This is a genomic window from Deefgea chitinilytica, from assembly GCF_016881405.1.
Taxonomy (GTDB): domain Bacteria; phylum Pseudomonadota; class Gammaproteobacteria; order Burkholderiales; family Chitinibacteraceae; genus Deefgea; species Deefgea chitinilytica.
The window spans coordinates 731034-755596 of sequence record NZ_WOFE01000001.1; the positions used below are offsets into that span (position 1 = coordinate 731034).

General features: G+C 48.3%; 20 protein-coding genes, 1 tRNA gene and 2 riboswitches. Of the genes, 16 read left to right on the top strand and 5 right to left on the bottom strand.

Going from position 1 to position 24563, the window contains the following annotated elements; genetic code table 11:
• Positions 1-122 precede the first annotated feature (122 nt).
• Positions 123-1352 carry a bifunctional glutamate N-acetyltransferase/amino-acid acetyltransferase ArgJ gene (gene argJ / locus GM173_RS03330; RefSeq protein WP_203569900.1) on the bottom strand — a complete coding sequence of 410 codons (1230 nt, stop codon included), beginning with the start codon at positions 1350-1352 and terminating at the stop codon, positions 123-125.
• A 324-nt stretch (positions 1353-1676) separates the two neighbouring features.
• Between argJ and GM173_RS03335 the strand changes: the two genes are divergently transcribed.
• From GM173_RS03335 to gcvP, 7 genes are all read left to right on the top strand, one after another.
• A tRNA-Pro gene (locus GM173_RS03335) sits at positions 1677-1753 on the top strand.
• 174 nt (positions 1754-1927) lie between these two features.
• Positions 1928-3319, top strand: a complete 1392-nt coding sequence (gene dbpA, locus GM173_RS03340) for an ATP-dependent RNA helicase DbpA (protein WP_203569901.1) — start codon at positions 1928-1930, stop codon at positions 3317-3319.
• Positions 3320-3552: 233 nt separating this feature from the next.
• Positions 3553-4836 carry a DUF445 domain-containing protein gene (locus tag GM173_RS03345; RefSeq protein ID WP_203569902.1) on the top strand — a complete coding sequence of 428 codons (1284 nt, stop codon included), beginning with the start codon at positions 3553-3555 and terminating at the stop codon, positions 4834-4836.
• 97 nt (positions 4837-4933) lie between these two features.
• Positions 4934-6049 carry an alkene reductase gene (locus GM173_RS03350; RefSeq protein ID WP_239078222.1) on the top strand — a complete coding sequence of 372 codons (1116 nt, stop codon included), beginning with the start codon at positions 4934-4936 and terminating at the stop codon, positions 6047-6049.
• Between the two features lie 109 nt (positions 6050-6158).
• Positions 6159-6267: riboswitch (glycine riboswitch) on the top strand.
• 41 nt (positions 6268-6308) lie between these two features.
• Positions 6309-6413: riboswitch (glycine riboswitch) on the top strand.
• Positions 6414-6464: 51 nt separating this feature from the next.
• Entirely contained in the window at positions 6465-7568 is a 1104-nt protein-coding gene (gene gcvT / locus GM173_RS03355) for a glycine cleavage system aminomethyltransferase GcvT (RefSeq protein ID WP_203569903.1), read from the top strand.
• Positions 7569-7699: 131 nt separating this feature from the next.
• On the top strand, positions 7700-8089 hold the full coding sequence (gcvH, locus tag GM173_RS03360; RefSeq protein WP_203570360.1) for a glycine cleavage system protein GcvH: 390 nt from the start codon (positions 7700-7702) through the stop codon (positions 8087-8089).
• A gap of 95 nt (positions 8090-8184) precedes the next feature.
• Positions 8185-11052: an aminomethyl-transferring glycine dehydrogenase gene (gene gcvP, locus GM173_RS03365; protein WP_203569904.1), complete on the top strand. Its 2868-nt coding sequence runs from the start codon at positions 8185-8187 to the stop codon at positions 11050-11052.
• 82 nt (positions 11053-11134) lie between these two features.
• Here gcvP and GM173_RS03370 read toward each other — a convergent pair whose 3' ends face one another.
• The 3 genes from GM173_RS03370 to GM173_RS03380 all read right to left on the bottom strand — a co-directional run bounded on the left by GM173_RS03370 (position 11135) and on the right by GM173_RS03380 (position 13793).
• The gene (locus GM173_RS03370) at positions 11135-11806 is read right to left on the bottom strand and encodes a Crp/Fnr family transcriptional regulator (protein ID WP_203569905.1); all 672 of its coding nucleotides are present in this window, start codon (positions 11804-11806) and stop codon (positions 11135-11137) included.
• 17 nt (positions 11807-11823) lie between these two features.
• Complete coding sequence (xth, locus tag GM173_RS03375; RefSeq protein WP_203569906.1) at positions 11824-12591, bottom strand: exodeoxyribonuclease III; 768 nt, start codon at positions 12589-12591, stop codon at positions 11824-11826.
• A gap of 164 nt (positions 12592-12755) precedes the next feature.
• Complete coding sequence (locus GM173_RS03380; RefSeq protein ID WP_203570361.1) at positions 12756-13793, bottom strand: serine/threonine protein kinase; 1038 nt, start codon at positions 13791-13793, stop codon at positions 12756-12758.
• 112 nt (positions 13794-13905) lie between these two features.
• On the opposite strand from GM173_RS03380, the gene GM173_RS03385 reads away from it, so the two are divergent.
• The 4 genes from GM173_RS03385 (at position 13906) to GM173_RS03400 (ending at position 19186) form a co-directional block, all read left to right on the top strand.
• On the top strand, positions 13906-15099 hold the full coding sequence (locus tag GM173_RS03385; protein WP_203569907.1) for a GGDEF domain-containing protein: 1194 nt from the start codon (positions 13906-13908) through the stop codon (positions 15097-15099).
• Positions 15096-16703, top strand: coding sequence for a dipeptide ABC transporter ATP-binding protein (locus GM173_RS03390; RefSeq protein ID WP_203569908.1), 1608 nt, complete (start codon positions 15096-15098; stop codon positions 16701-16703). Before GM173_RS03385 ends, GM173_RS03390 begins: the two co-directional genes overlap by 4 nt.
• Before the next feature lie 183 nt (positions 16704-16886).
• A complete protein-coding gene (locus GM173_RS03395) occupies positions 16887-18557 on the top strand; it encodes an FAD-dependent oxidoreductase (protein WP_203569909.1) in 1671 nt (556 codons plus the stop codon).
• A gap of 203 nt (positions 18558-18760) precedes the next feature.
• Positions 18761-19186: a ProQ/FINO family protein gene (locus tag GM173_RS03400; protein ID WP_203569910.1), complete on the top strand. Its 426-nt coding sequence runs from the start codon at positions 18761-18763 to the stop codon at positions 19184-19186.
• Between the two features lie 91 nt (positions 19187-19277).
• Here GM173_RS03400 and GM173_RS03405 read toward each other — a convergent pair whose 3' ends face one another.
• The gene (locus GM173_RS03405; protein WP_203569911.1) at positions 19278-20258 is read right to left on the bottom strand and encodes a malate dehydrogenase; all 981 of its coding nucleotides are present in this window, start codon (positions 20256-20258) and stop codon (positions 19278-19280) included.
• 231 nt (positions 20259-20489) lie between these two features.
• Between GM173_RS03405 and GM173_RS03410 the strand changes: the two genes are divergently transcribed.
• The 5 genes from GM173_RS03410 to GM173_RS03430 all read left to right on the top strand — a co-directional run bounded on the left by GM173_RS03410 (position 20490) and on the right by GM173_RS03430 (position 24537).
• Positions 20490-21209 carry a GntR family transcriptional regulator gene (locus GM173_RS03410; protein WP_203569912.1) on the top strand — a complete coding sequence of 240 codons (720 nt, stop codon included), beginning with the start codon at positions 20490-20492 and terminating at the stop codon, positions 21207-21209.
• A 95-nt stretch (positions 21210-21304) separates the two neighbouring features.
• The gene (gene sdhC / locus GM173_RS03415) at positions 21305-21679 is read left to right on the top strand and encodes a succinate dehydrogenase, cytochrome b556 subunit (RefSeq protein ID WP_203569913.1); all 375 of its coding nucleotides are present in this window, start codon (positions 21305-21307) and stop codon (positions 21677-21679) included.
• Positions 21673-22023 (top strand): succinate dehydrogenase, hydrophobic membrane anchor protein, encoded by a 351-nt coding sequence (gene sdhD / locus GM173_RS03420; RefSeq protein ID WP_203569914.1) that lies wholly within the window; start codon positions 21673-21675, stop codon positions 22021-22023. Before sdhC ends, sdhD begins: the two co-directional genes overlap by 7 nt.
• Entirely contained in the window at positions 22020-23813 is a 1794-nt protein-coding gene (gene sdhA / locus GM173_RS03425) for a succinate dehydrogenase flavoprotein subunit (RefSeq protein WP_203569915.1), read from the top strand. The genes sdhD and sdhA overlap by 4 nt, the downstream gene beginning before the upstream one ends.
• 10 nt (positions 23814-23823) lie before the next feature.
• Complete coding sequence (locus tag GM173_RS03430) at positions 23824-24537, top strand: succinate dehydrogenase iron-sulfur subunit (RefSeq protein ID WP_203569916.1); 714 nt, start codon at positions 23824-23826, stop codon at positions 24535-24537.
• Positions 24538-24563 lie beyond the last annotated feature (26 nt).

Genomic DNA, 24563 nt, shown 5'->3' on the forward strand with positions numbered 1-24563 from the left:
CCTCATTAAAACGATACACCAGCAGACAAGAAAGAACAACAGGAAACAAAAAAGCCAGCATTTACGCTGGCTTGATGGGTGTTCGCATGACGCTGCGAAACAGTAGGAAACATCACAAATGATTAGCTACGATAGTCGGCGTTGATTTTGACGTAGTCATAAGAAAAATCGCAGGTCCACACTGTTGCTTGCTGTGCGCCGCGATTGAGCTTCACGGTGATGCAAATTTCCGCTTGATTCATTACCGCTTGGCCTTGGCTCTCTTGATAGTCTGGGTTGCGGCCACCGTTGATGGCAACTAATACATCATCGAGCCACACTTCGATGTTGTCGACATCCAAATCCAAAATGCCCGCGTAACCGATTGCTGCCAAGATGCGGCCCAAGTTAGGGTCGGAAGCAAAAAACGCGGTTTTTACCAATGGTGAGCGGCCAATTGCGTAGCCGACCGCTTTGCATTCCTCATAACTTGCGCCGCCTTCGACTTTGATCGTCATGAATTTGGTTGCGCCTTCGCCGTCACGTACAATCGCTTGGGCGAGAAAGTGCGATACTTCTTCGATGGCCGCTTGCAGTGCGAGATAGTCAGCGTTGTTTGCGTTAGTAATTTCAGGGTTGCCAGCTTGCCCCGTGGCAATTGCGATGTAGCTATCGTTGGTGCTGGTGTCTCCGTCGACAGTAATGCTATTAAATGACAAATCGGCGGCGCGTTTGAGCATGGTTTGCAGTAATTCTTGGCTGATGGCTGCATCTGTTGCGACAAAGCCAAGCATGGTTGCCATGTTCGGATGAATCATGCCCGAGCCTTTGGCAATCCCCGTTACCGTGACCGTTTTTCCAGCAATGCTGATTTGTTTGCTGGTGGCTTTGGGTGCGATATCGGTGGTCATGATCGCTTCGGCAGCTTGTGCCCAATTGGCTGGCGATAAATCGGCTTTAGCGGCAGGTAGTGCGTCGATGATTTTTTCAAATGGCAGCGGCTCTAAAATCACACCGGTCGAGAAGGGGAGTACTTGTTGTGTGTTGATGCCTAATTGTTCCGCCGCTGCTGCACAAATTTTTTCGGCGCGCGCTAAACCATCAAGCCCTGTTCCTGCATTAGCATTCCCGGTATTGATGACTAACGCACGGATTTCATTGTTTGCAGCTAGATACTCCTGACATAAGCGCACTGGCGCGGCGCAAAAGCGATTGAGTGTGAAGACACCTGCCACGCGAGCACCGGCGGCGATGGTGAAAATGGTGGTGTCACGACGGCCCACTTTTTTGATGCCAGCGGAAGCGATACCAATTTCAACTCCGGCAACAGGAAACAAGAGTGACGGATCAATCGGCGCGAGATTAACAGGCATAAGGGCTCCATGTAGCGGTGAAAGTATTGAGTGTGGCAATTGTAGCGTGCGTATGTTGCTTCGTGAAAGCAATTGTCGGTGACATTTGTGAGTAGATAAGTGAGGCGTGTTGAGTTCTAGAGGGGCGGGCGGCGCGTCGATGTGGTGGGATTTGGTGTGCTATTGAAATTGCTACTTACAAAAACAGTTTGGCGTAGCTTGATTTTGTAAAATTATTTTCATTTAAGAACAATACTTTATTTATTTTTGATGTCCGGTGGTCTGGTTTTTGTGTGGTTTTCGCTTGACCTGTGCTGCTTTGGTCTATAATATTCGGGCTCTGTTCGGGGCGTAGCGCAGCCCGGTAGCGCACCTGGTTTGGGACCAGGTGGTCGTGAGTTCGAATCCCACCGCCCCGACCAGACTTCTTGCCTTGCTTCATCTCAGTTTTACCTCTGCATTACCAATCTAACTCAGTCTTTTAGTTTCAAATCCCTTAGAATGCTTGTAGTGCAATGAGTTGATTTAAGCGGCTCTGCTTAATCGTTCTGCTTTGCCATTTATTTTAAATCGGCTTTGCTTTCTTTGGGTTTGCTATGACTAAAACGCCATTTTCTGCTTTAAATTTGCCAGCCGAAATGCTCGACAATCTCGCATCGCTCGGTTTTGAAGCGATGACCCCGATTCAAGCGGCAAGTTTGCCGATTTTGCTCGAAGGGGGCGATATTATTGCCAAGGCCAAAACGGGCAGTGGCAAAACGGCAGCGTTTGGTATTCCTTTGCTGCAAAAACTCAATATTAATTTGCACCGCGTGCAGGCTTTAGTGCTGTGCCCGACCCGCGAATTGGCCGATCAGGTTAGTAAAGACTTGCGTCGCCTTGGTCGCCATTTGCCGAATTTGAAAATCCTGACTTTATGCGGTGGTACGCCGCTAACCCCGCAAGCTGCATCGCTCGCGCATGGTGCGCACGTGGTCGTCGGTACGCCGGGGCGAATTCAGGATCATTTGCATAAGAACACGCTGATTGTGAAGCAGGTCAGTACCTTGGTGCTGGACGAGGCTGATCGAATGCTTGATATGGGCTTTGGTGGCGAAGTGCAGGATGTGATTGATTTCTTGCCAAAATGGCGACAAACCATGCTTTTTTCGGCAACGTATCCAGAAGGGATTCGCAAATTATCGGCATCAATTCAACGCTCACCGACTGAAGTGACCGTCGAATCTTTGCACGATCAAGTGTATATCGAGCAGCAGCTCTTTTTAGTCAAAGACAATGGCGAAAAAGCGGATTTGCTCAAACGCATTTTCGCGCATCATCAACCCGCATCGAGCGTGGTGTTTTGTAATACGCGCCAAGATTGCATGGAGTTGGCGCGTAGTTTGCAAGACGATGGTTTTGATGCGATTGAATTGCATGGTGAACTCGAACAGCGTGACCGCGATTTAACCTTGGTGAAATTCGCCAACGGTAGTTGCCCAATTTTAGTGGCAACCGATATGGCGGCGCGTGGTTTGGATATTAAAGACTTGGCTGCAGTCGTGAATTACGAATTGCCCTACGATCCTGAAGTTTACGTGCACCGGATTGGTCGTACCGGCCGCGCGGGTAAAAAAGGCTTGGCGTTTAGCTTGGTGTCGCCGTCGCAAGTCAAGCGCCAACGTACGATTGAAGAATACCTTGAACAGCCGATTCCTACGGGTAAAGAGGCTGAATTGAGAGTGAACGGTGATTTTGCCTTGCCAGCCAAAATGGCGACACTGTGTTTTGATGCGGGGCGAAAACATAAAATTCGTCCGGGTGATGTCGTTGGCGCTTTAACGGGGGATGGCGGTATTCCGAATGAGGCGATTGGTAAGATTGATTTGTTTGAATTTAGGACTTATGTCGCGGTTCAATTGCAATACACCGCGCAAGTTTTAACGCGACTTGGTAATGACAAAGGCAGGCTCAAAGGCAAACCGGTTAAAGTACAAAAAGTTGATTAACTTACTTTTTAAAAGCAACAGCTTGAATTCACGAATGGCAAGAAAAACAAGTTGGATTTGTTGAATTCAATCGCAAAATGCACTTCAGGCGGCTTTGCCAAGTTATTTTGGCTTTTGCTCGTGTTTTTTTGTGGGTTTTAGGCTTTTTGCTGATGTATGTGACGCTAAGTTTTGAAGAATAAAGCTTATCGTTATATACATAACTAGATCGTCATTTGGTATTGAGGAATTCAATGTCAAGTAATTCGCCCCTCATCCGCCCCTATGATCTCAAACTGCAGCGTTTAAATCAGCATAAGCGCCGCGCCACAGCGCTGTTGGTATTGATGCTGATCATTATGCTGGTGGCGGGTTACTATCGGCGGGAGTTTCCGCTGCTTGGCTATGTTGTTGCATTTGCCGAGGCCGCACTGGTTGGTGGCTTGGCCGATTGGTTTGCCGTGACTGCATTATTTCGCCATCCACTCAATTTACCGATCCCGCACACGGCGATTATTCCCAAAAACAAACATCGCATTGCTGATAGCCTCGGTGAATTTATAGAAACGCATTTTTTATCGAGTGAGCGCATCATGGCTAAGGTTCGCGAATTCAATCCCGCGCTGCGTTTGGGGCTGTGGCTGCAACAGTCAGATAACAGTAAGGCGGCAGCGGATCAAGTGGCGCGTTTGCTTGATTTTGTGCTGCAAAGCTTAACTGAGCCAGCCATGGTGCAGCGTTTGCGCGAATTAATGCGCCAACAATTGAGCCAGATCGATTTAGTTAAGCCTGCCGGTGAAATTTTTGCGGTGATCCGTCAAAGTGGTCAGCACCAAGCCTTGCTCGACGCCGTGTTAGCGCATCTAGATGCCGAGCTGCAAAAACCCGCGTTGCAGCAGCATGTCGCCAGTATTATTGCTGCCGAATTTGATTATTTGCGCTGGATCTCGCTCGATGAAGCAGGCGGCCGTTATATGGCGCGTAAATTAGTGCACGCAGCAGGGCGCGAAGTGCAGCAAATGCGTGAAATGGCGGATCACCCACTGCGCGCTCATTTTGATGTCGCTTTGGCCGATTTGCAGCAGCGTCTTGTTCATGACGAAACATTGCAACAGCAACTTAAAACGACACAAGCCCATTTGTTGGCACAGCCGACTTTGTTGAATGCCATCGATGGCATGTGGGCTCGGGTGGTGGCATGGCTGGCCGATGATCTGGCGACACAAGACTCGGTGCTGCGTAGCAAATTAGCCAATAGCTTGCAGCATTTTGGTTTGCGTTTAGCGAATGACGCGGTATTGGCCGACTGGCTTAATCGTCATGCTCGAGTGGCAGCAGGGCAATTGGTCAAAAAATATCGCCGCCAGATTGGTCAATTTATCGCCGAGCAGCTTAAAGCGTGGGATGACGCGGTGATGGTTGAGCGGCTTGAGGTCAATGTTGGGGTCGATCTGCAATTTGTGCGGCTCAATGGCACGCTGGTGGGCGGCTTGATTGGCCTTTGCTTGTATAGCTTGCACCAAATTATCATGCTGTAGTGCTTATCGATCTTCTTTTTTAAGAGCAATTTTATTGATTGGGCATATTGAGTTCTTGTGAATTTGAGTGCTATCTCCATCTAAGCAAAGGTGAATGATGAGTAGAAAATCCCCTTTGATTCAATCCACTGGAGAACTTCGTATGTTGTTTGAGCCTTTAAAACACCCCCGTTTGGCCTTGCAAAATCGTATCGTGATGGCTCCGCTCACGCGCAGTCGTGCGATAGACAATATCCCCAACCCAATCATGGCGGATTACTACGGTCAACGTGCTGGAGCGGGTTTAATCATTACCGAGGGCACCTCGACATCACCCGATGGTTTAGGTTATGCCCGTATCCCCGGAATTTTTAATGCTGAGCAAGTCGCAGGCTGGAAGTTGGTCACGGATGCAGTGCATCGCGGTGGCGCGAAGATTTTCGTTCAATTAATGCATTGTGGACGAGTCACTGGCGCGGCAAATTTACCTGCGGGCGCTCGCGCGGTTGGCCCGGTGGCCAAAGCGCTAGAGGGGGAAATCTATACCGATGTGGCCGGTATGCAGCCGCATGTCGTTCCACATGCTTTAAACGAGGCGGAAATCCCTGCTGTGATTGCTGAGTATGTGAATGCGGCAAAATTAGCGATTGAGGCGGGTTTTGATGGAATTGAATTGCACGCGGCAAATGGTTATTTGCTGGAGCAATTTTTAAATGCCAACGTCAATACGCGTACTGATGGTTATGGCGGCAGCGCGGCAGCACGAAATCGTATCGTGCTCGAAACGGCGCAGGCTTGCGTTGCTGCAATTGGCGCAGACAAGGTTGGTATTCGTATTTCGCCATACGGGGTATTTAATGCTACTGGAGAGTTTGAAGGAATTGCAGAGCAATACCTTGACTTAGTACGCGGTTTTTCAGATATCGGTTTAGTGTATTTACATTTAGTCGATCATTCGGCAATGGGCGCGCCGATTGTGCCTGCCGCGTTTAAAGCCGATTTACGTGCGGCATTCACTGGATTATTTATTGCATCAGGTGGTTTTGATGCGACAACGGCAGAGGCAGCGCTTGCAGCTGGGCAAGGTGATTTAATTGCGTTTGGTCGTCCGTTTATCAGTAATCCGGACTTGCCGCGCCGCTTGCAAAATGGACTACCTTTAGCTGAGCCCGATGCGAATACGTTCTATACGCCAGGCCCAGTTGGTTATACCGATTATCCTGCTGCGGCATGATTTGACTCAACCTTTCAAAAAGCCAATCTGTGGATTGGCTTTTTTACTTGGCACTGATAAAAAAGCGATTTTCTTGCTTGCCATTCTTGGGACTTATAACGATAATCCCGCACGTACAGCAGGAGAGTGTGATTTTTACCATTTTGTTGATTTAAATCACCACCGAAGGCGCAAATGCACCCGCAAATCGCTCAGGTATCAGGGACTGCTTGCAAGGATGCGACAAAATTGCACTGTGTTATTGGTGCTATTTGTTGAATTCACAAACTCTGGAGAGCGGTGTTTCATCTTGAGACATCCACCGAAGGGCTCAACAATCACGGCGTGATTGGAAAATCTCAGGTGTCAGGACAGAGGGGTGTTGCCCGCTAAGCCACAAGCTAGCGGTCTTAGAGGGATATACCTTGAGAGCCCCATGACTTCGCCAAAAACCACACCATTATACGAATGCCACCTTGCCGCCAACGCTAAAATCGTTGATTTTGCTGGCTGGTCTATGCCGATTCATTACGGCTCACAACTCAAAGAACACGAAATCGTCCGTGCCGACGCTGGCATGTTCGACGTATCGCATATGTGCGTGCTCGATATTACGGGCGCGGATGCCAAATCCTTTTTGCGTGGCCTGATTGCGAACGACGTTGAACGTCTGGCGTTTGAAGGTAAAGCGCTGTATTCGGGTATGTTGACACCTGAAGGTACCGTCATCGATGATTTGATCGTTTACTTGACCCATTACGGCTACCGTGTCGTGGTGAATGCGGGTACAGCGGATAAAGACATCGCTTGGATGCTTAAGCAAGCGCAAGGTCAAGATGTACAAATCCATGTGCGCCGCGAATTAGCGATGATTGCGGTGCAAGGCCCGAACGCGATTGAAAAAGCGTGCAAAGTGATTCACGAAGAGTGGGAAGCCACCGTGAAAGCGCTGAAAGTATTCCAAGGTTTTCCATTTGGCGCGATTGAAGACGGCTGGTTTATTGCTCGCACGGGTTACACCGGTGAAGATGGGCTAGAAATTATGTTGCCCGCCGAAGAAGCGCCGTTGTTCTGGAAAGCCTTGCTTAGTGTTGGTGTTGCACCAATCGGCTTGGGCGCGCGCGATACATTGCGTCTTGAAGCGGGTATGAATTTGTACGGCCACGACATGGATGAAAGCATTTCGCCGTTGGAAGCTGGCATGGGTTGGACTATTGCGTGGGAGCCAGTGGATCGCGATTTCATCGGCCGCAAAGCACTTGAGGTGCAACGCGCGGCCGGCGTAGCAATGAAGCAAGTTGGCTTGGTGCTCGAAGGTCGGGGCGTGTTACGCGAAGGTCAAATTGTTGAGGTGGCCGGTGTGGGTCAAGGCGTCATTACCAGTGGCACTTTTTCGCCTACACTCAAACATTCTGTCGCGATCGCTCGGGTTCCGGCGGCGACCGGAGACACTGCTCAAGTAGATTTGCGCGGTACCTTGACCGATGTTCGCGTCGTGAAAATGCCATTTGTACGCAACGGTAAAAAAGTGTTTCAGTGAGGAGTGAGGCGTGAGGAGTGAGGTGTAGCACCTCGCTTTGCTCACGCAAATGCTTCCTCTCTAAATTTAAATTGGTCGGTGCTGAGTTTTTACCCCTCACACCTCACCCCTAACACCTTACAGGAATCAAAATCATGAGCAATATTCCAGCAGAACTCAAATATGTTAACAGCCATGAATGGTTGCGCTTAGAAGCCGACGGCACGGTAACCATCGGTATTACTGATCACGCCCAAGAATTGCTCGGTGACATCGTTTTTGTTGAATTGCCGCAAGTGGGCGACGAGTTGGCCGCCGAAGCGACTGCAGGTGTGGTTGAGTCTGTAAAAGCAGCATCAGATGTGTACGCGCCGATCGCTGGTGAAGTGGTGGCGATCAATGATGAACTGACTAGCGCGCCAGAATTGGCCAATTCTGATCCGTACGGCGCGGCGTGGTTCTTCCGCGTGAAGCCTGCTGATGTATCAGTGCTCGAAGGTTTGTTGAGCGCTGAGCAATACGCGAAAGAAATCGGCGTATAAGCGTTGCTTCAATTACATTGAGCGTTGCATGGATAGGGGCGGCTAAGCCGCCCTTATCTTGTTTAGGCGATTGCCGCCTCTGATTGGATTTAATTATGTCTCTGCATACTCTGTTTAATCACGACGAATTTGTTGCTCGTCATATCGGCCCGAACGCAGCAGATCAAGCTGCAATGTTGGCTGAAATTGGTGCAAATTCAATCGAAGATTTAGTTGCCCAAACTATTCCTGACAATATTCGTTTCAAACAGCCCTTGCCCTTGCCTGCCGCGGTCAGCGAAGTTGAGGCCTTGGCGAAATTGCGCCAAATCGCGGATAAGAACATTATCAAGAAAAGTTTTATTGGCTTGGGTTACTACCCCAACATCACGCCGGGCGTGATTTTGCGTAATGTGCTGGAAAATCCAGGCTGGTATACGGCCTACACGCCATACCAAGCTGAAATCGCCCAAGGTCGATTGCAAGCATTGCTGAACTACCAGCAAATGGTCATCGACCTCACTGGCCTTGATTTGGCCAATGCCTCGCTACTGGATGAAGCGACTGCCGCTGCGGAAGCAATGGCGATGGCGCGCCGGATTTCTAAGGTGAAGACTGAGAAATTCTTTGTTGATGCACAGGTATTGCCACAGACCCTTGATGTAGTAAAGACCCGAGCGAAATACTTCGGTTTTGAGTTGGTAATTGGCGCGGCGACAGCAGCAGGCGATGATGATTATTTTGGTGCCTTGTTGCAATATCCGGGCGCGGATGGCGCGATCATTGATTTGAGTGCGCCGATTGCAGCGCTGAAGGCACGTGGTGGTGTGGCGATTGTGGCTGCAGATCTCTTGTCGCTCGCTTTGCTCAAATCACCGGCTGAACTCGGTGCGGATGTGGCGATTGGTACGACACAACGTTTTGGTATTCCAATGGGCTTTGGCGGCCCACACGCTGCGTATTTTGCATTTAAAGATGATATGAAGCGCTCGGCACCGGGCCGGATTATCGGCGTGTCGATTGATGCCAAAGGCAAAACGGCACTCCGTATGGCTCTGCAAACGCGTGAGCAACATATTCGCCGCGAAAAAGCCAATTCAAATATTTGTACTTCTCAGGTCTTGCTGGCCAATATGGCGGGTATGTATGCGGTTTATCACGGCCCAGCAGGTATTAAACGCATTGCTGAACGTACGCATCGCTTGGCGAGTATTTTCGCGCAAGGCGTTCGTGCTTCCGGTGGAAAAATTGTTCACGATACCTTCTTTGATACGGTGCAAGTGAATACGGGCGCGCAAACCGCGGCAATCTATGCCGCTGCACTGGCAGCGGGCTACAACTTGTTGCAAGTATCAGATTCTGTTCTCAGCGTGGCATTCCATGAGGCGGCAACGGAAGTTGATTTGGCGACTCTGTTGCAATTGTTTACTGGCAAATCGCCTGATTTGGCGGCGCTTGATGCTGCAACTTCAGCGGTGATTCCAGCAGTATTGCAACGTACGTCGGCGTATTTGACGCATCCGGTATTTAATAGCTACCACACCGAACACGAAATGCTGCGTTACCTCAAACGCCTCGAAAATCGTGATTTGGCGATGAATCATTCGATGATTTCTTTGGGTAGCTGCACGATGAAGCTGAACGCCACCAGTGAAATGATTCCGGTGACATGGGCTGAGTTTGGCAATATCCATCCGTTTGCACCCAAAGATCAAACCCAAGGTTATTTTGAGATGATCAATGGCTTGGCCGATCAACTTAAAGCGATTACTGGATTTGACGCGATTTGCATGCAGCCAAACTCAGGCGCTCAGGGCGAGTACGCTGGTTTGCTCGCGATTCGTCGCTTCCACGACAGCCGTGGCGATGTGCATCGTGATATCTGCTTGATTCCAAAATCAGCGCACGGTACCAATCCAGCTACCGCGCAAATGATGAATATGAAAGTGGTCGTCGTTGATTGCGATGAAAGCGGGAATGTTGATTTAGCTGACTTGAAAGCGAAAGCTCAGTTGCATGGTGCGAATTTAGCTGCGCTGATGCTGACTTATCCATCGACGCATGGCGTGTTTGAAACTGCGGTCAAGGAAATCTGCGCGACGGTGCATCAGTTCGGTGGCCAAGTGTATATGGATGGTGCGAATTTGAATGCACAAGTGGGCTTAACGCGCCCAGCAGAGATCGGTGCCGACGTGAGCCATATGAATCTGCACAAAACCTTCTGCATTCCACACGGCGGCGGCGGCCCGGGTATGGGGCCGATTGGCATGAAAGCGCATTTAGCGCCATTTATGTCTAACCATGCGGTAGCGAATATTGATCAAGGTGACGCGAGCGTTGCACAAGGGCAGTCGGCGGTATCGGCTGCGCCATTTGGCTCTGCATCGATTTTGCCGATTTCGTGGATGTATATCACGATGATGGGAGCAGCAGGCGTGAAGCACTCTACTGAGATCGCTTTGCTCAATGCTAACTATGTGATGAAGAAACTTTCAGCGCATTATCCGGTGCTCTATACCGGCGTAAATGGCCGTGTCGCGCATGAATGCATTATCGATATTCGCCCACTCAAAGCAGCGAGCGGCATTACCGAAGTCGATATTGCAAAACGCCTGATGGACTATGGCTTCCACGCGCCAACGATGAGCTTCCCTGTGGCTGGCACTTTGATGATTGAGCCAACTGAATCAGAGTCAAAAGCGGAGCTGGATCGCTTTATCGCGGCGATGGTGAGTATTCGTCAAGAAGTTGCCAAGGTAGAAAGTGGTGTTTGGCCAGCGGATAACAATCCATTGAAAAACGCACCACATAGCAAAAACGACATCGCAGGCGATTGGGATCGTGCTTACACGCGTGAAGAGGCGTTCTTCCCGCTGCCGTACGTACTGGAAAATAAATTCTGGCCATCAGTCAATCGCATCGATGATGTGTACGGCGACCGTAATTTGATTTGTTCATGCCCGAGTATGGATGAATATAATTAAGCGTTTCGTTTTTGTAATCTAAAAAATACCCCAACACTCAGCGTTAAGCGCTTACTGTTGGGGTGTTTTTTTATATAACAAATTAACCGGGTAATTCGGTGATTTGGATGATTTGAATATAGCCACTTTTCATTTTTAAGTAGCCATTGTCTTCCCATTGACTGAGCTGTTTGTTGACGCTTTCTCTGGACGCACCGACGAAATTGGCCAGATCTTGCTGAGTCATTTTTAGGTCGATTCTAACGCCATCCTGATTGGTTTCGCCGTGGTTGCGTGCGAGCTGGCGCAGAACTTTGGCGAGTCGTTGAGGTAGCGGCAAAAATAGCGTGTCTTGCACCAAATCATTCGCACTGCGTAGTCGTTCGCATAGGCTGGTTATGAGTGAGCGCATAACGTGTGGATGGTGCGCCAGATATTGATCTACTGCGCTGCGGTGTAAAACCAGTAACTCACCATCTTCAAGAGCTTCCACACTGGCGTTGCGGGGCGCGCCATCTAGCATGGCGAGTTCGCCAAAAATTTCTCCGCCTTCCAGTATCGCCAGATTAATTTCACGACCATCATTATTGCTGCGTGTCACTTTGAGTCGACCGTGCACGACGGCATACATTTCATCACCGCGGCTGCCTTGTTCGATGATGATTTGCTTCGCTACAAAATGCCGCACATGCGCGTGTTTGGCGAGTGTTTCTAGCTCTGAGGGCGTCAGTTGGCAAAACAAACTGCTGCCGGAAAGTAACTTCGCTTTATCCATTGGGCTGCCTTTCGGGATTACAGAATGGTTGCAATGACAGGGGTGTGATCCGAGGGACGTTCATGTTTTCTGGGCTCAACGTCAATTTCGCAAGCGCTGCACTGAGCGGCAAGCGCTGATGATAGCAGGATATGGTCAATCCTTAAGCCTGCGTTTTTCTTGAATGAAAAACCACGATAATCCCACCAGCTAAATGATTTTTCCGCCTGCTCAAACAATCTAAAACTATCAACGAGGCCCAATTGGATGAATTCATTAAAAAAGTTGCGCTCTGCGGGTGAGACTAAAACGCCACCTTCCCATTTTTTTATGTCGTGTACATCGCGATCTTCGGGGGCAATATTGTAGTCGCCTAAGAGTGCGAGTTTGGGGTGTTGCTGTAATTCTTGCGCGATAAACTCTTTCAGCGCCGCTAACCAAGCTAGTTTGTAAGGGAATTTCTCTGAGTCAAGTGACTGTCCATTCGGAATATACACATCGACTAAACGAATGCCGTTGATGGTGGCGGCAAGTACGCGTTTTTGTGGGTCTGCAAAACCCGGGATATTAATAATGACGTCTTCAATCGGTGCGCGAGCAATAATCGCGACGCCGTTATAGGTCTTTTGTCCAGCAAAAACCACATGAAAGCCGGCGGCTTCAATTTCTGCTTGCGGAAAGGTTGGATCGTCCATTTTGGTTTCTTGCAAACATAGTGCGGTGATGTCGCTGTGTTCTGCAAGCCAATCAAGTACTTGGGGTAGGCGTACTTTAAGGGAGTTGACGTTCCAAGTGGCAAATTTCATGTTGAAGCAGTTTCCAATTTATTTAATTCTTCAATCAAATCTTACATAAAATCGTGTCAGGAGCATGAGTTTATCTTGCTTAGATTAAATATGTAAGCATCATAGTGCTTGAGTTCACAGCAGGTGATCGCAATGATTGCTTTTTCATTCCAATTTGAAATAGCTTACATATCCCAATACGGTGGGTCAATTTCATCGGTGATTTGCATGTATCCCGTCGACTCTTGACTCCATAATGGCGGCTTTTGCATGATTTCAATTTGTTCGCGCAATTCTGCAATTCGATCTTGCCAATAGGTTGAGGTGTTAAACCAAGGAAACGCCGCTGGGAACGCGGGGTCAGACCAGCGCCTCGCCAGCCACGCACTATAGTGCAGTAGGCGTAAGGTACGCAGTGCTTCGATTAAATGCAATTGGCGATGATCAAATTCACAGAAATCTTCATAGCCCGCTAAAATATCTGCCAATTGATCTTGTTGCTCATTACGATTACCCGACAGCAGCATCCATAAGTCTTGAATGGCGGGGCCAGTACGTGCATCGTCAAAATCAACAAAGTGCGGGCCGGCTTCTGTCCATAGAATATTACTAGGATGGCAGTCGCCATGTAGACGTATTGCTTGATAGGCTCCGGCTTTGTTGTAGCAGCTGGCAATACCTTCTAGGGCTTGCTCGGCAATCGCTTGATAGCTGGCGGCAATATCGAGTGGAATAACGTCGTTGTTGAGTAGAAAGTCCAATGAATCGCGACCAAAAGTACGCTGGTTTAAATGTGCGCGATGCTTAAATTCATTCAATTGGCCTACGGCATGGATACGTCCTAAAAAACGGCCAATCCATTCACGGGTCTGTGCTTGGTCAAGTTCGGGCGCGCGTCCGCCGCGACGGGGAAAAAGGGTGAAACGAAATCCTGCGTGAGTGTGCAGGGTTTTTCCATTAACGATTAAGGGCGCGACTACTGGAATTTCTCGCTCAGCCAAATCCTGCGTAAAGGCGTGCTCTTCTAAAATAGCGGCATCGCTCCAGCGCTCTGGGCGATAAAATTTGGCTATCAGCGGTGCGCCATCGTCGATACCAATTTGGTAAACGCGATTTTCATAGCTATTGAGTGCTAGCAGGTGTCCTGAGCAAGGTAAATCCAATGACTCAAGTGAGTCTAATATCAAGTCAGGCGTTAGCGCGAAGTAGGGAGCTGTATTCATCGCCACATTTTACGCCGTTTTTAATGCAATCGAATTGCTTTGTTTGGATTGTTATTATGGTGAGTGACGGTTTGGTTTATGATTTGCAAGACTGAGAAATTAAAGGATGCAAATGACCTGGCGTTTTTGGCAGCACCGTGCTTCGTCAGCTCCAACTGCTACAAACACAGCGTTGGATACTAGTTTTGCTACCGTGTTTTCGCCGACAACTCGTTTAAACAGCCGAATTCAACAGCGAGTGTCGGAAGAACGTCGAGGGCTATTGCAATTATTAGCGCTATTGCAGTGTGTTCTGGCGCTATTGATGCCCATGGTGTTGCATTTTATTGGGGTGCAAGCATTGTGGCCGATGGTTGCGTTGATTGTATTGGCCTTGGTGTTTGCTGTATGCGCTTGGCAGCTGATGCGTGTGCAGCCCTTGGTCTCTACGTTTTTGGTCACCGTCAATGTGCTTGTGCTGCCTATTGTCTTGTTTGCGTGCTTAGCGTGGTCTAGTTTTTCTCCGATGAGTGTGGCGTTCCCGTTTGTGTTGCAAATGATGTTGTTGCTTGTGCTGCCATTGCGGTCACGCGTATTGATGTCGGCGTTGAGTTTGTCTGTGCTGCTGGCTTTGTGGTGTGTGCTTACGTCGAGTGGTAAAACACTAGAGCAAGTGGCGGCGATTTTTCTGCTTGCGATTGCGGTGGCCTTATTGCTTTTGGTTGCACAACGCCTCTTTCATCAGCATGTGCGCTTGGGAGCGATTGGCCAGCACGTCCGCAAAGATTCGGAAAAAATGGCGGTGCGCGCGGAAAAAATGCGCCGTTTAGCGTTGACCGATGGGCTGACTGGCTTGGCGAATCGATTGAGCTTGATGAATAAGTTGCAACGCGTCTTAACTGAGCCCGAGCGCGCGTCGCGTGCGGTGTTGTATCTGATTGATTTAGATTTTTTTAAAACGGTGAATGATCAATTTGGTCATGCGGCGGGTGATGCAGTATTGATTGAGTGTGGACAGCGATTTAAATCGGTAGTACGACGTGGCGATGTTGTATGCCGCTTAGGCGGCGATGAGTTTGTTATTGTGGTGCATGATTTGGTCGGGATTGTTCAGGCGCAAGCGGTGGCGCAAAAGATATTGCAAAAATTGACTGATCCTTTGTGGTTTGAAGGCATTGTCATGCCTTTGGGGGGCAGTATTGGCGTGGCTCAGTGGCATACTGCAATCAATACCGCCGAAGTTTGGTTGAGCGAAGCCGATGCGGCGATGTATCAAGCAAAAACTGCGGGTCGAAATCAGTTTTATATTTCAAGAGTTGAGCGATGAGCCAAGTAAGCAATCTGCCGTTATTGGCGATGCAGCAAGTATCGATTCAGTTTGCCGGACACAGTCAGGCGGTGGTTCGTGATGTGTCGTTGTCATTATTGGCGGGTGAAAAGCTGGCGCTGGTCGGTGAATCAGGCTCAGGAAAAAGTGTATTGGCGCGCAGTATTTTGCAATTGGATACTGGGGTGCAATTAGGTGGCGAAATTGTCTTTCGTGGACAGAATTTATTGTCGCTGCCGACGCATGAATTGCGGAAAGTGCGAGGCCGCAAGATTGCGATGATTTTTCAGGAACCTATGACGGCGCTGAATCCTTTGCAAACGGTAGGTCAGCAAATTGTTGAGGTTTTGGTTTTACAGTTAGGGTATACCACGAAAGCGGCGCACAGTAAGGCATGTGAGTTATTACTCAGTACTGGTATTGCTGACGCGAGTGAGAAAATGGCCGCATTTCCACATCAGTTGTCTGGTGGTCAGCGGCAGCGGGTGATGATTGCAATGGCTTTGGCGGGGGAACCCGATATTTTAATTGCTGATGAGCCAACTACCGCACTGGATGTCACCGTACAGGCGCAGATTCTGCAGTTGTTAGCGCAGTTGCAAGCAAAACTGGGCATGGGCTTATTATTTATTACCCATGATTTGAATTTGGTGCGCCGTTTTGCTGATCGGGTGGCTGTAATGCAAAGCGGCCAGATTGTAGAAGTTGCGACGACTGAATCGTTGTTTTCTTCTCCGCAGCATGCCTATACCCAAAGCTTATTGGCAGCTCGCCCTCACCGTATGGCAGAGCCAATTCATCCATCAGCGCCGCTGGCTTTGCAGGTAAAGCAGCTAAGTCATGCTTATCCGATTAAGAAAAATTGGTTTTGTTCTTGTTTAAAAACGGCACTTGAGCCGCTGGATTTTAGTTTGCGAGTGGGTGAAACCATGGCCGTGGTTGGCGAATCCGGTAGTGGTAAAACCACTTTGGCTTTGGCGATGTTGCGCTTATTAGCGGCTGGGCGTAGCGAAGGCACGGTGCTGTTGGCTAATCAAGCAGCGGTGCTTTCTGCTTTTGATCAGCTCAAGGGGGCGGCTTTGCGCCAAGCCAGACGATCTATTCAAATTGTGTTTCAAGATCCATTTGCTGCGTTGTCGCCGAGACAAACCATTTTTGAGATTGTCGGTGAAGGTTTGCAAGTACATCACGCTGGAATCAGTCCGTCTGAGCGGCGCGAACGTGTTATTGAAGTTTTGCAAGAGGTTGGCTTAGCTGCCGATATTTTAGAGCGTTACCCGCATGAGTTTTCTGGTGGGCAGCGTCAGCGTATTGCTATTGCTCGTGCGCTGATTATGCAGCCGCAAGTGATGGTTTTGGATGAGCCGACCTCTGCCTTGGATGCGACGGTGCAGCAGCAAATTTTGCAGTTATTGGCACAATTGCAGCAAAAATTTGGCATTACTTACATTTTAATTAGCCATGATTTGGCGGTAGTACGCGCGTTGGCGCATCAAGTGCTGGTGTTGCGACATGGCAAATTGGTAGAAATGGGTGATGTTGATACTATTTTTATTGCTGCCCAGCACGCATACACTCAGCAGTTATTGCTCGCATGCGCCTGAGTTTCTCATTCTCTGTCTTTTCCCAACGTTGAAGCGGCTTTAAAGGCGTTTTATGCCGCTGATTGTACTTTTGGATGTTTGACTTAAATCAACTTTCTTGTGTTTTAGATTCGGTGTGACACTTTTACATTATTTATTATGTTAAATTATATAGTATATATTTATATAATTTATGAGGTTGCAATGAATCAAGTTAAACAAAAAATAGTGATCGTTGGTGGTGTTGCAGGTGGTGCTTCAGCTGCGGCACGGGTGCGTCGCTTGAGTGAAACGGCTGAAATTATAGTGCTTGAGCGTGGCCCTTACGTGTCGTTTGCTAATTGCGGACTCCCTTATCATTTGGGAGGGGAGATTGTAGAGCGCGATGCTTTGTTACTACACAGCCCTGAAAGCTTAATGGCGCGATTTGGCTTGAATGTGCGTGTGAATCATGAGGTTGTGTCAATTGACCGCGCTGCCAAATTAGTGAGTATCAGAAACCGCCTGACTGGTGAAATGTACTCTGAAAGTTATGACTCCTTAATTTTGGCGCCCGGTGCGGCACCGATTCTACCCTTGCTGCCTGGTTTGGATGATGTGCGTGTGTTTACTATGCGCACTTTGCCTGACTTGGATCGCTTAATGGCGGCGATGACCGCTGAAATTAAGCATGTCAGTGTGGTGGGGGCAGGATTTATTGGCTTAGAAACCGTTGAGGCATTGCGCCACCGTGGATTGGCGGTGTCATTGATTGAGCGCAGTGAGCAAGTTTTAGCACCACTGGATTCGGAGATGGCGGCGCCATTGAAGCAAGAATTAACAGTTCATGGCGTTGATGTATTGCTGGGTGAGAGCTTGGCAAAGATTGAATCCGCGAAACATTTGACACTGCATATGGAGTCAGGCCGTCTGGTACAGACTGATTTAGTCGTTTTGGCGATTGGCGTAAAACCTGAAAATCAGCTGGCGAAAGAGGCTGGTTTGGTGATTGGCTCAACTGGTGGGGTATTGGTTGATAATCAGCAAAAAACAAGCGATTCAAGCATATACGCTGTAGGTGATGCGATTGAGGTGAAGCATGTTGTGAATGGTAAATCAATTTTATTACCACTTGCTGGCCCAGCAAATCGACAAGGGCGAATTGCGGCTGATGTGATATTTGGCCGGAAATCTACCTATCGTGGTAGCCAAGGCACTTCAGTCTGTAAGTTGTTTGGCTTAACGGCTGCAAGCACAGGGTTGAATGAAAAAACCTTGCAGGCTTCAGGATTGGACTACCGTAAGCTTTATATTCATGCTGGTGATCATGCTGGTTATTATCCGGGTGCGAGCTTGATTAGCTTGAAATTATTATTTGCTCCGGAGAGTGGGCAAATCTTAGGTGCGCAAGCGATTGGTGAAAAAGGCGTAGATAAACGAATTGATGTGTTAGCAGTGGCCATACAGGCAAAAATGTCTGTAGATGATTTGGCCGAGATGGAGTTGGCCTATGCACCTCCTTATGGATCTGCGAAAGATCCGGTGAATTTGCTCGGTATGGCTGGGCAAAATATGCAATCAGGTCTGCTAGAATCGATTTATGTAGAGGATTTAGAGCAAGCTATTGCAGGTGGCGCTCAGGTAATTGATGTGCGCGAGAGCGAAGAACTGGGGGGTGGGATGATTCCTGGCTCGCAAAGCCATCCATTATCATTGTTGCGCAGTGGTGCATTAACAATTTCAAAAGAGCGGCCGATACTTGTTTATTGTCAGGCTGGTTTGCGCGGTTATATTGCGCAACGATTCTTGCTGCAAAATGGTTATCAAGTAAAGAACTTAAATGGTGGCTATCTAACTTGGTCAATGTATCAAGCAGCACGAAAATCGCAGAGATAAGTCGACTATGGGGTGCAGCAAGATGTAATTTCATAAAATGACAGCGCGAAATACGCTATTCTTCGTGATTGAATAGTCTAGTTGTGTTTGGAATTCGTTGAATTTTCGGTAAAATCACTAGTTGATGGACTTATATCAGCAAGAATGGGTGTGGGTCTGATAAAATCCACGCACAGTATTTTATATCGTATTAAGGATGTTTGATGACTACCGCTGATTTACAGCCTGCTTCACCGATTAGTGCCCCAGCATTGTTAAGAGAGTTACAAAAGAATAGCCCTGTATTTCGGGATTGCTTGCCCTTGGCTATCGGTATTGATAAGCAGCTATTTGCTGCGCGACCAGAACTGAGCCATCGCGTATTGCGACAAGCATTGGCAATGCATACACGTTCACTGCGCTATTTGAAGGCAATGCAGGTTGCAAAGGTGCGTTACAACTTAGATGGTAGTCAAGCGGATGAAGTAACTGAAGAGCAGCGCGCTTTTGCTGCAAGTAGTTTACATGAGCATTTTAAAAAGGCCGCTCAGCAACGTAAAGAAAAAGAAGCTGCTGAAGCTGCGCGACTTGCTGAAGAGCAAAAACAAGAGAAATTAAATCAATTGGCAGCAAAATTTTCGCGAGGATAATTATCCACCGAGAGGTTTTGATTTTTGAATGGTCATGAATAAAAAGCCCACTACATTTGTAGTGGGCTTTTTTACGTAAGTTTGATTTGAATTAGGCGAGCAGGTGTTTCACTGCGTCGCGTTCTTCAGACAATTCTTTTGCTGTTGCATCCATGCGTGCACGGCTAAATTCGCTGATTTCCAAGCCATTGACAATGCTATATTTGCCGTCTTTGCAAGTTACAGGGTAGCCGTAAATCAAATCGCTGTAGCCGTATTCGCCATTTGCTGGAACGCCCATAGTTACCCAGTCACCTTCTGGTGTGCCAAGTACCCAGTTGCGGATATGGTCAATTGCGGCATTTGCTGCTGACGCAGCAGATGATAAGCCACGTGCTTTGATGATGGCGGCACCACGTTGTTGCACGGTAGGAATGAATTCGGTTTCAAGCCATTTTTGATCATTGATCAAAGTGGCTGCATTGGTGCCTTTCACTTCAGCGTGGAATACATCTGGATATTGAGTCGCAGAGTGATTACCCCAGATGATCATTTTTTTCACGTCATTGATCGTAGTGCCAGTTTTTTGTGCTACTTGCGTCATGGCGCGGTTGTGATCAAGGCGCATCATTGCTGTGAAGTTAGCTGGATTCAGATCTGGAGCGTTTTTCATCGCAATGTAAGCGTTGGTGTTGGCTGGATTGCCGACTACTAACACTTTTACGTCGCGACTAGCTACTTCGTTCAAGGCGCGGCCTTGCGCAGTGAAGATGGCGCCGTTGGCTTCGAGTAAGTCTTTGCGTTCCATGCCTGGGCCGCGTGGGCGTGCACCAACTAATAAAGCGATGTCTGCGTCTTTAAATGCGACTTTTGGATCGTCACTTTGGATGATGCCATGCAATAGAGGGAATGCGCAGTCATCAAGTTCCATAACTACACCGTTTAGAGCTGGTAGTGATGGGGTGATGTCAAGTAATTGCAGAATGACCGGTTGGTCTGCACCAAGCATTGCGCCAGAGGCAATACGGAATAACAGGCTGTAGCCAATTTGACCAGCAGCGCCAGTAACAGCAACGCGAATAGGTTGTTTCATCGAGCACACTCCAAGTTAGTGGCGATTGATCGCCATCAAGCAATAGTCTTTTTTGCTGTGCGATTGACTCGCAAAGCACTGTTTTTGATGCTAAGCAAATTGATTTTAACACGATGGCGCATGAGGTGCGTAGCCTGAGTGTCAAAATCATAAAATTAGAATTATATCTTTTGTCTTATATAAGACTGTAGTAGACTCTGCGTCGACAACATGTTAAAAAGACAAGGTTAAATGAAAAAGCTAGCAGCGCAACCTCTTTATAAGCAAGTAATCCGCGAAGTGATGGCTGCCGTCGAAGCGGGTGAATGGCATGATGAAGAGAGTTTGCCCAGTGAAATCGAGTTGGGCGTGCGCTTTGGGGTGAGTCAAGGTACGGTTCGCAAGGCGCTGGATGCGCTGGTGAGCGAAGGGATTTTGTATCGCCGCCAAGGAGTGGGGACTTTTGTTGCGGGGATGAACGACTTTCTTGCCCGTGGCCAGTTTTTATTATTATCAGGTGATGATGGCTTGGTGCCTCGGATAGAGTTGCTTGGTTGTGTGCGTATTCATGCTGGCGAGCAACTGGCTGATATTTTAGGTTTGCGCCGTGGCGCAACCTTGTGGCAAGTGAGGCGTTTGCTCAGAATTGCAGGAAGCGTGGTTGGCTTAGAAGAAATGCTGCTACCTGAAGCCGGCTTTCCGAATTTGGATATCCGCCGGATTCGAGAGCTGAAAGGTAATTTACGCGAATTATGCTGGCGAGATTTTGGGATTCGTTTGCGTGATGGTGAAGTAAGATACCGCGCAGTGGCCGCCAGCCAAAGCGAGGCAAGGTTACTCGCGGTTGAACTGAATGAGCCATTATTGCAATTAGTTAGATTGGCCAGAGACTTTGAAGGTAAGCCGCAGGTTTGGAGTGTGGCTTGGCTTAAAACAGATACGCTGGCGTTTGAGCCGGCACAGTACGCATAAGAATATTACAAAACCGATTAATGGCATTTGGCATTAATCAAATAAACCGAAATCCCTTGGGGTTTTATTTTGGTCACTTAGAGAGGAAAGAGCGTATGCAAAAAACACGCCCAAAACACCTTGCGCTTTGGCAGATTCGTTTGCCATTGCCGGGGATTGTGTCCATCTTGCACCGCATTAGCGGTATTTTGATGTTCGCAGCCATTCCATTTATGTTGTATGCGCTTGAAGGCTCTTTAGGGTCGGCTGAGCGTTTTGCTGCATTTAAAGACTGCATCGGCAATCCACTGGTGAAGTTGTTTTTATTGGCTGTTTTATGGGCTTATTTGCATCACGCCTGTGCCGGTATACGTTTCCTGTTTTTGGATATCCATAAAGGCTTAGATTTGAAAACGGCACGCTTGACTGCTTACGTAGTATTGGCAGTTAGCTTGACCTTGACTGCGATTATTGGAGCGATCACATGGTAAATCGTCATGTAGTAGGTGCACACTACGGTTTGCGCGATTGGTTGGTGCAGCGTGTGACTGCGGTCATTATGTTGACTTACACCATCGGCGTGCTTGCTTTTATCCTGTTTGCCAATGGTGCTTCTTTTGAGGCTTGGCAAGCTTTGTTCGCCTGTACTTGGGTGAAAATTGTTACGACGATTACTTTTATTGCGCTGCTTTGGCATGCATGGGTGGGGGTGCGTGATATTTGGATGGATTACATTCAGCACATTGGCGTCAAACTTACTATGCATGTGCTAACAATTTTGTGGCTGCTAGGTAGCTTGATTTATATGGTTAAAGTTGTATGGGGTGTTTTATGAGCCAAGATTCTACTCAACGTCCGATCCCGGTTCGTAAATTTGATGCGGTCATCGTAGGTGCTGGTGGTGCTGGTTTACGCGCTGCATTGCAATTATCTGAGGCTGGCGTAAAAACCGCCGTTCTATCTAAAGTGTTCCCTACACGCTCTCATACCGTAGCGGCGCAAGGTGGTGTTTCAGCTTCTTTGGGTAATTCAGAGCCAGATCATTGGACCTGGCACATGTATGACACTGTAAAAGGCTCAGACTGGTTGGGCGATCAAGACGCGATTGAGTTTATGTGCCGTGAAGCACCGAAAGTGGTGATTGAACTCGAGCATTTCGGTATGCCGTTTGACCGAAATAGCGATGGCACGATTTACCAGCGTCCATTTGGCGGTCATATGAGTAATTTTGGCGAGAAGCCTGTTCGCCGTGCCTGTGCTGCCGCTGATCGTACTGGTCATGCAATGCTGCATGCTTTGTACCAGCGTAATGTTCGCGCCAACACGCAATTTTTCGTTGAATGGATGGCGCTTGACTTGATTCGTGATGAAAATGGTCAGGTTCAGGGCGTGGTGGCAATGGAGATGGAAACATCTGAAATTGTTATTTTCCAAGCTAAAGCAACCTTGTTCGCCACCGGTGGTGCAGGTCGTATTTATTCGTCTTCAACTAATGCCTTTATCAATACTGGCGACGGTTTAGGGATGGCGGCTCGTGCCGGTATTCCACTTGAAGATATGGAATTCTGGCAATTCCACCCAACTGGCGTTGCCGGTGCGGGTGTGTTGATTACTGAAGGCGTGCGTGGTGAGGGCGGTATTTTGCGTAATGCCGATGGTGAGCGTTTTATGGAACGCTACGCACCCAATGCCAAAGATTTGGCTTCGCGCGACGTGGTGTCTCGTGCGATGGTAACCGAGATTAACGAAGGCCGTGGCTGTGGCCCGAATAAAGATCATGTTTTGCTGGATATTACGCATTTAGATCCAAACGTGATTATGTCGAAGCTGCCAGGTATTCGCGAGATTTCGATTAAATTTGCTGGTGTTGATCCGATTAAAGCGCCAATTCCTGTCGTGCCTACTTGTCATTATCAAATGGGTGGTATTCCGACCAATTACAAAGGTGAAGTTGTGGTTGGCGACCAAGTCATTCCGGGCTTTTATGCTGCTGGTGAATGTGCTTGCGCTTCGGTGCATGGCGCTAATCGCTTGGGTACGAACTCGCTGCTCGATTTGCTGGTGTTTGGGAAGTCATCAGGCAATTCAATGATCGATTACATCAAATCGCATCATGAGTCGTTCCCTGAGATTTCAATGAAAGATGTGGAGCGTTCAGTAGCGCGTGTGGCGCGTTTGGATAACCAAACCAACGGCACCAATGTGAACGAAGCACGCCTTGCAATGCAACGCACGATGCAAGCGCACGCTGGCGTATTCCGCTTCAACGACATGCTTAAAGAAGGCGTGAAGAAGATCTTGGAAGTGGAACAAATGGTGAAAACCACGATGATCGCTGACAAGTCAAAAACGTTTAATACCGCACGTTTGGAAGCACTTGAATTAGAAAATCTGATTGAAGTGGCTAAAGCCACCATGATTTCCGCTGAAGCGCGTAAAGAATCTCGCGGCGCTCACGTCCGCGACGATGCTTTGGATGTGCCAGAAACACCGAATGGCCGTGACGATGCTAACTGGTTGAAACACACCTTGTGGCACCGTGAAGGTAATCGTCTTGAATACAAACCTGTCAATCTGCAGCCACTGACCGCTCCGTCAGTTGCGCTGAAGACCCGCTCGTACTAAGAGGTTCGCTATGACTACTCAAACTGTCAAATTCCGTGTTTACCGTTACGATCCGGATAAAGATGCGAAACCGTATATGCAAGACATTAGCGTGGATGTGGATACCACGACCGAGCGCAAATTGCTTGATGCTTTGGTAAAACTGAAAGTCGTTGATGAATCGCTATCGTTCCGCCGCTCATGCCGCGAAGGTGTGTGTGGTTCCGACGCGATGAATATCAATGGCAAAAATGGCTTGGCCTGTATTACTGATATCGATACGCTCAAGCAGCCAATCGAGGTGCGCCCATTGCCAGGCTTGCCAGTGATTCGTGACTTGATCGTCGATATGACACAGTTTTTCAAGCAATATCATTCGATCAAGCCGTATGTGATTAACGACAGCCCAGCACCGGATCGTGAGCGCCTACAAAGCCAAGAAGATCGGAAAGAGCTTGATGGTCTATATGAGTGTATTCTGTGCGCTTGCTGTTCAACGTCTTGCCCTTCGTTCTGGTGGAATCCGGATAAGTTCGTCGGTCCAGCTGGTTTGTTGGCAGCGTACCGGTTTATTGCCGATACCCGTGATGAAGCAACGAACGCGCGTTTGGACAATTTAGAAGATCCATATCGTTTGTTCCGCTGTCATAGCATCATGAATTGTGTTGACGTTTGCCCGAAAGAACTGAATCCGACCAAAGCGATTGGTAAGATCAAAGACTTGATGGTAAAACGTATTAGTTGATGGGTATTGCCACCTAATCATTATTA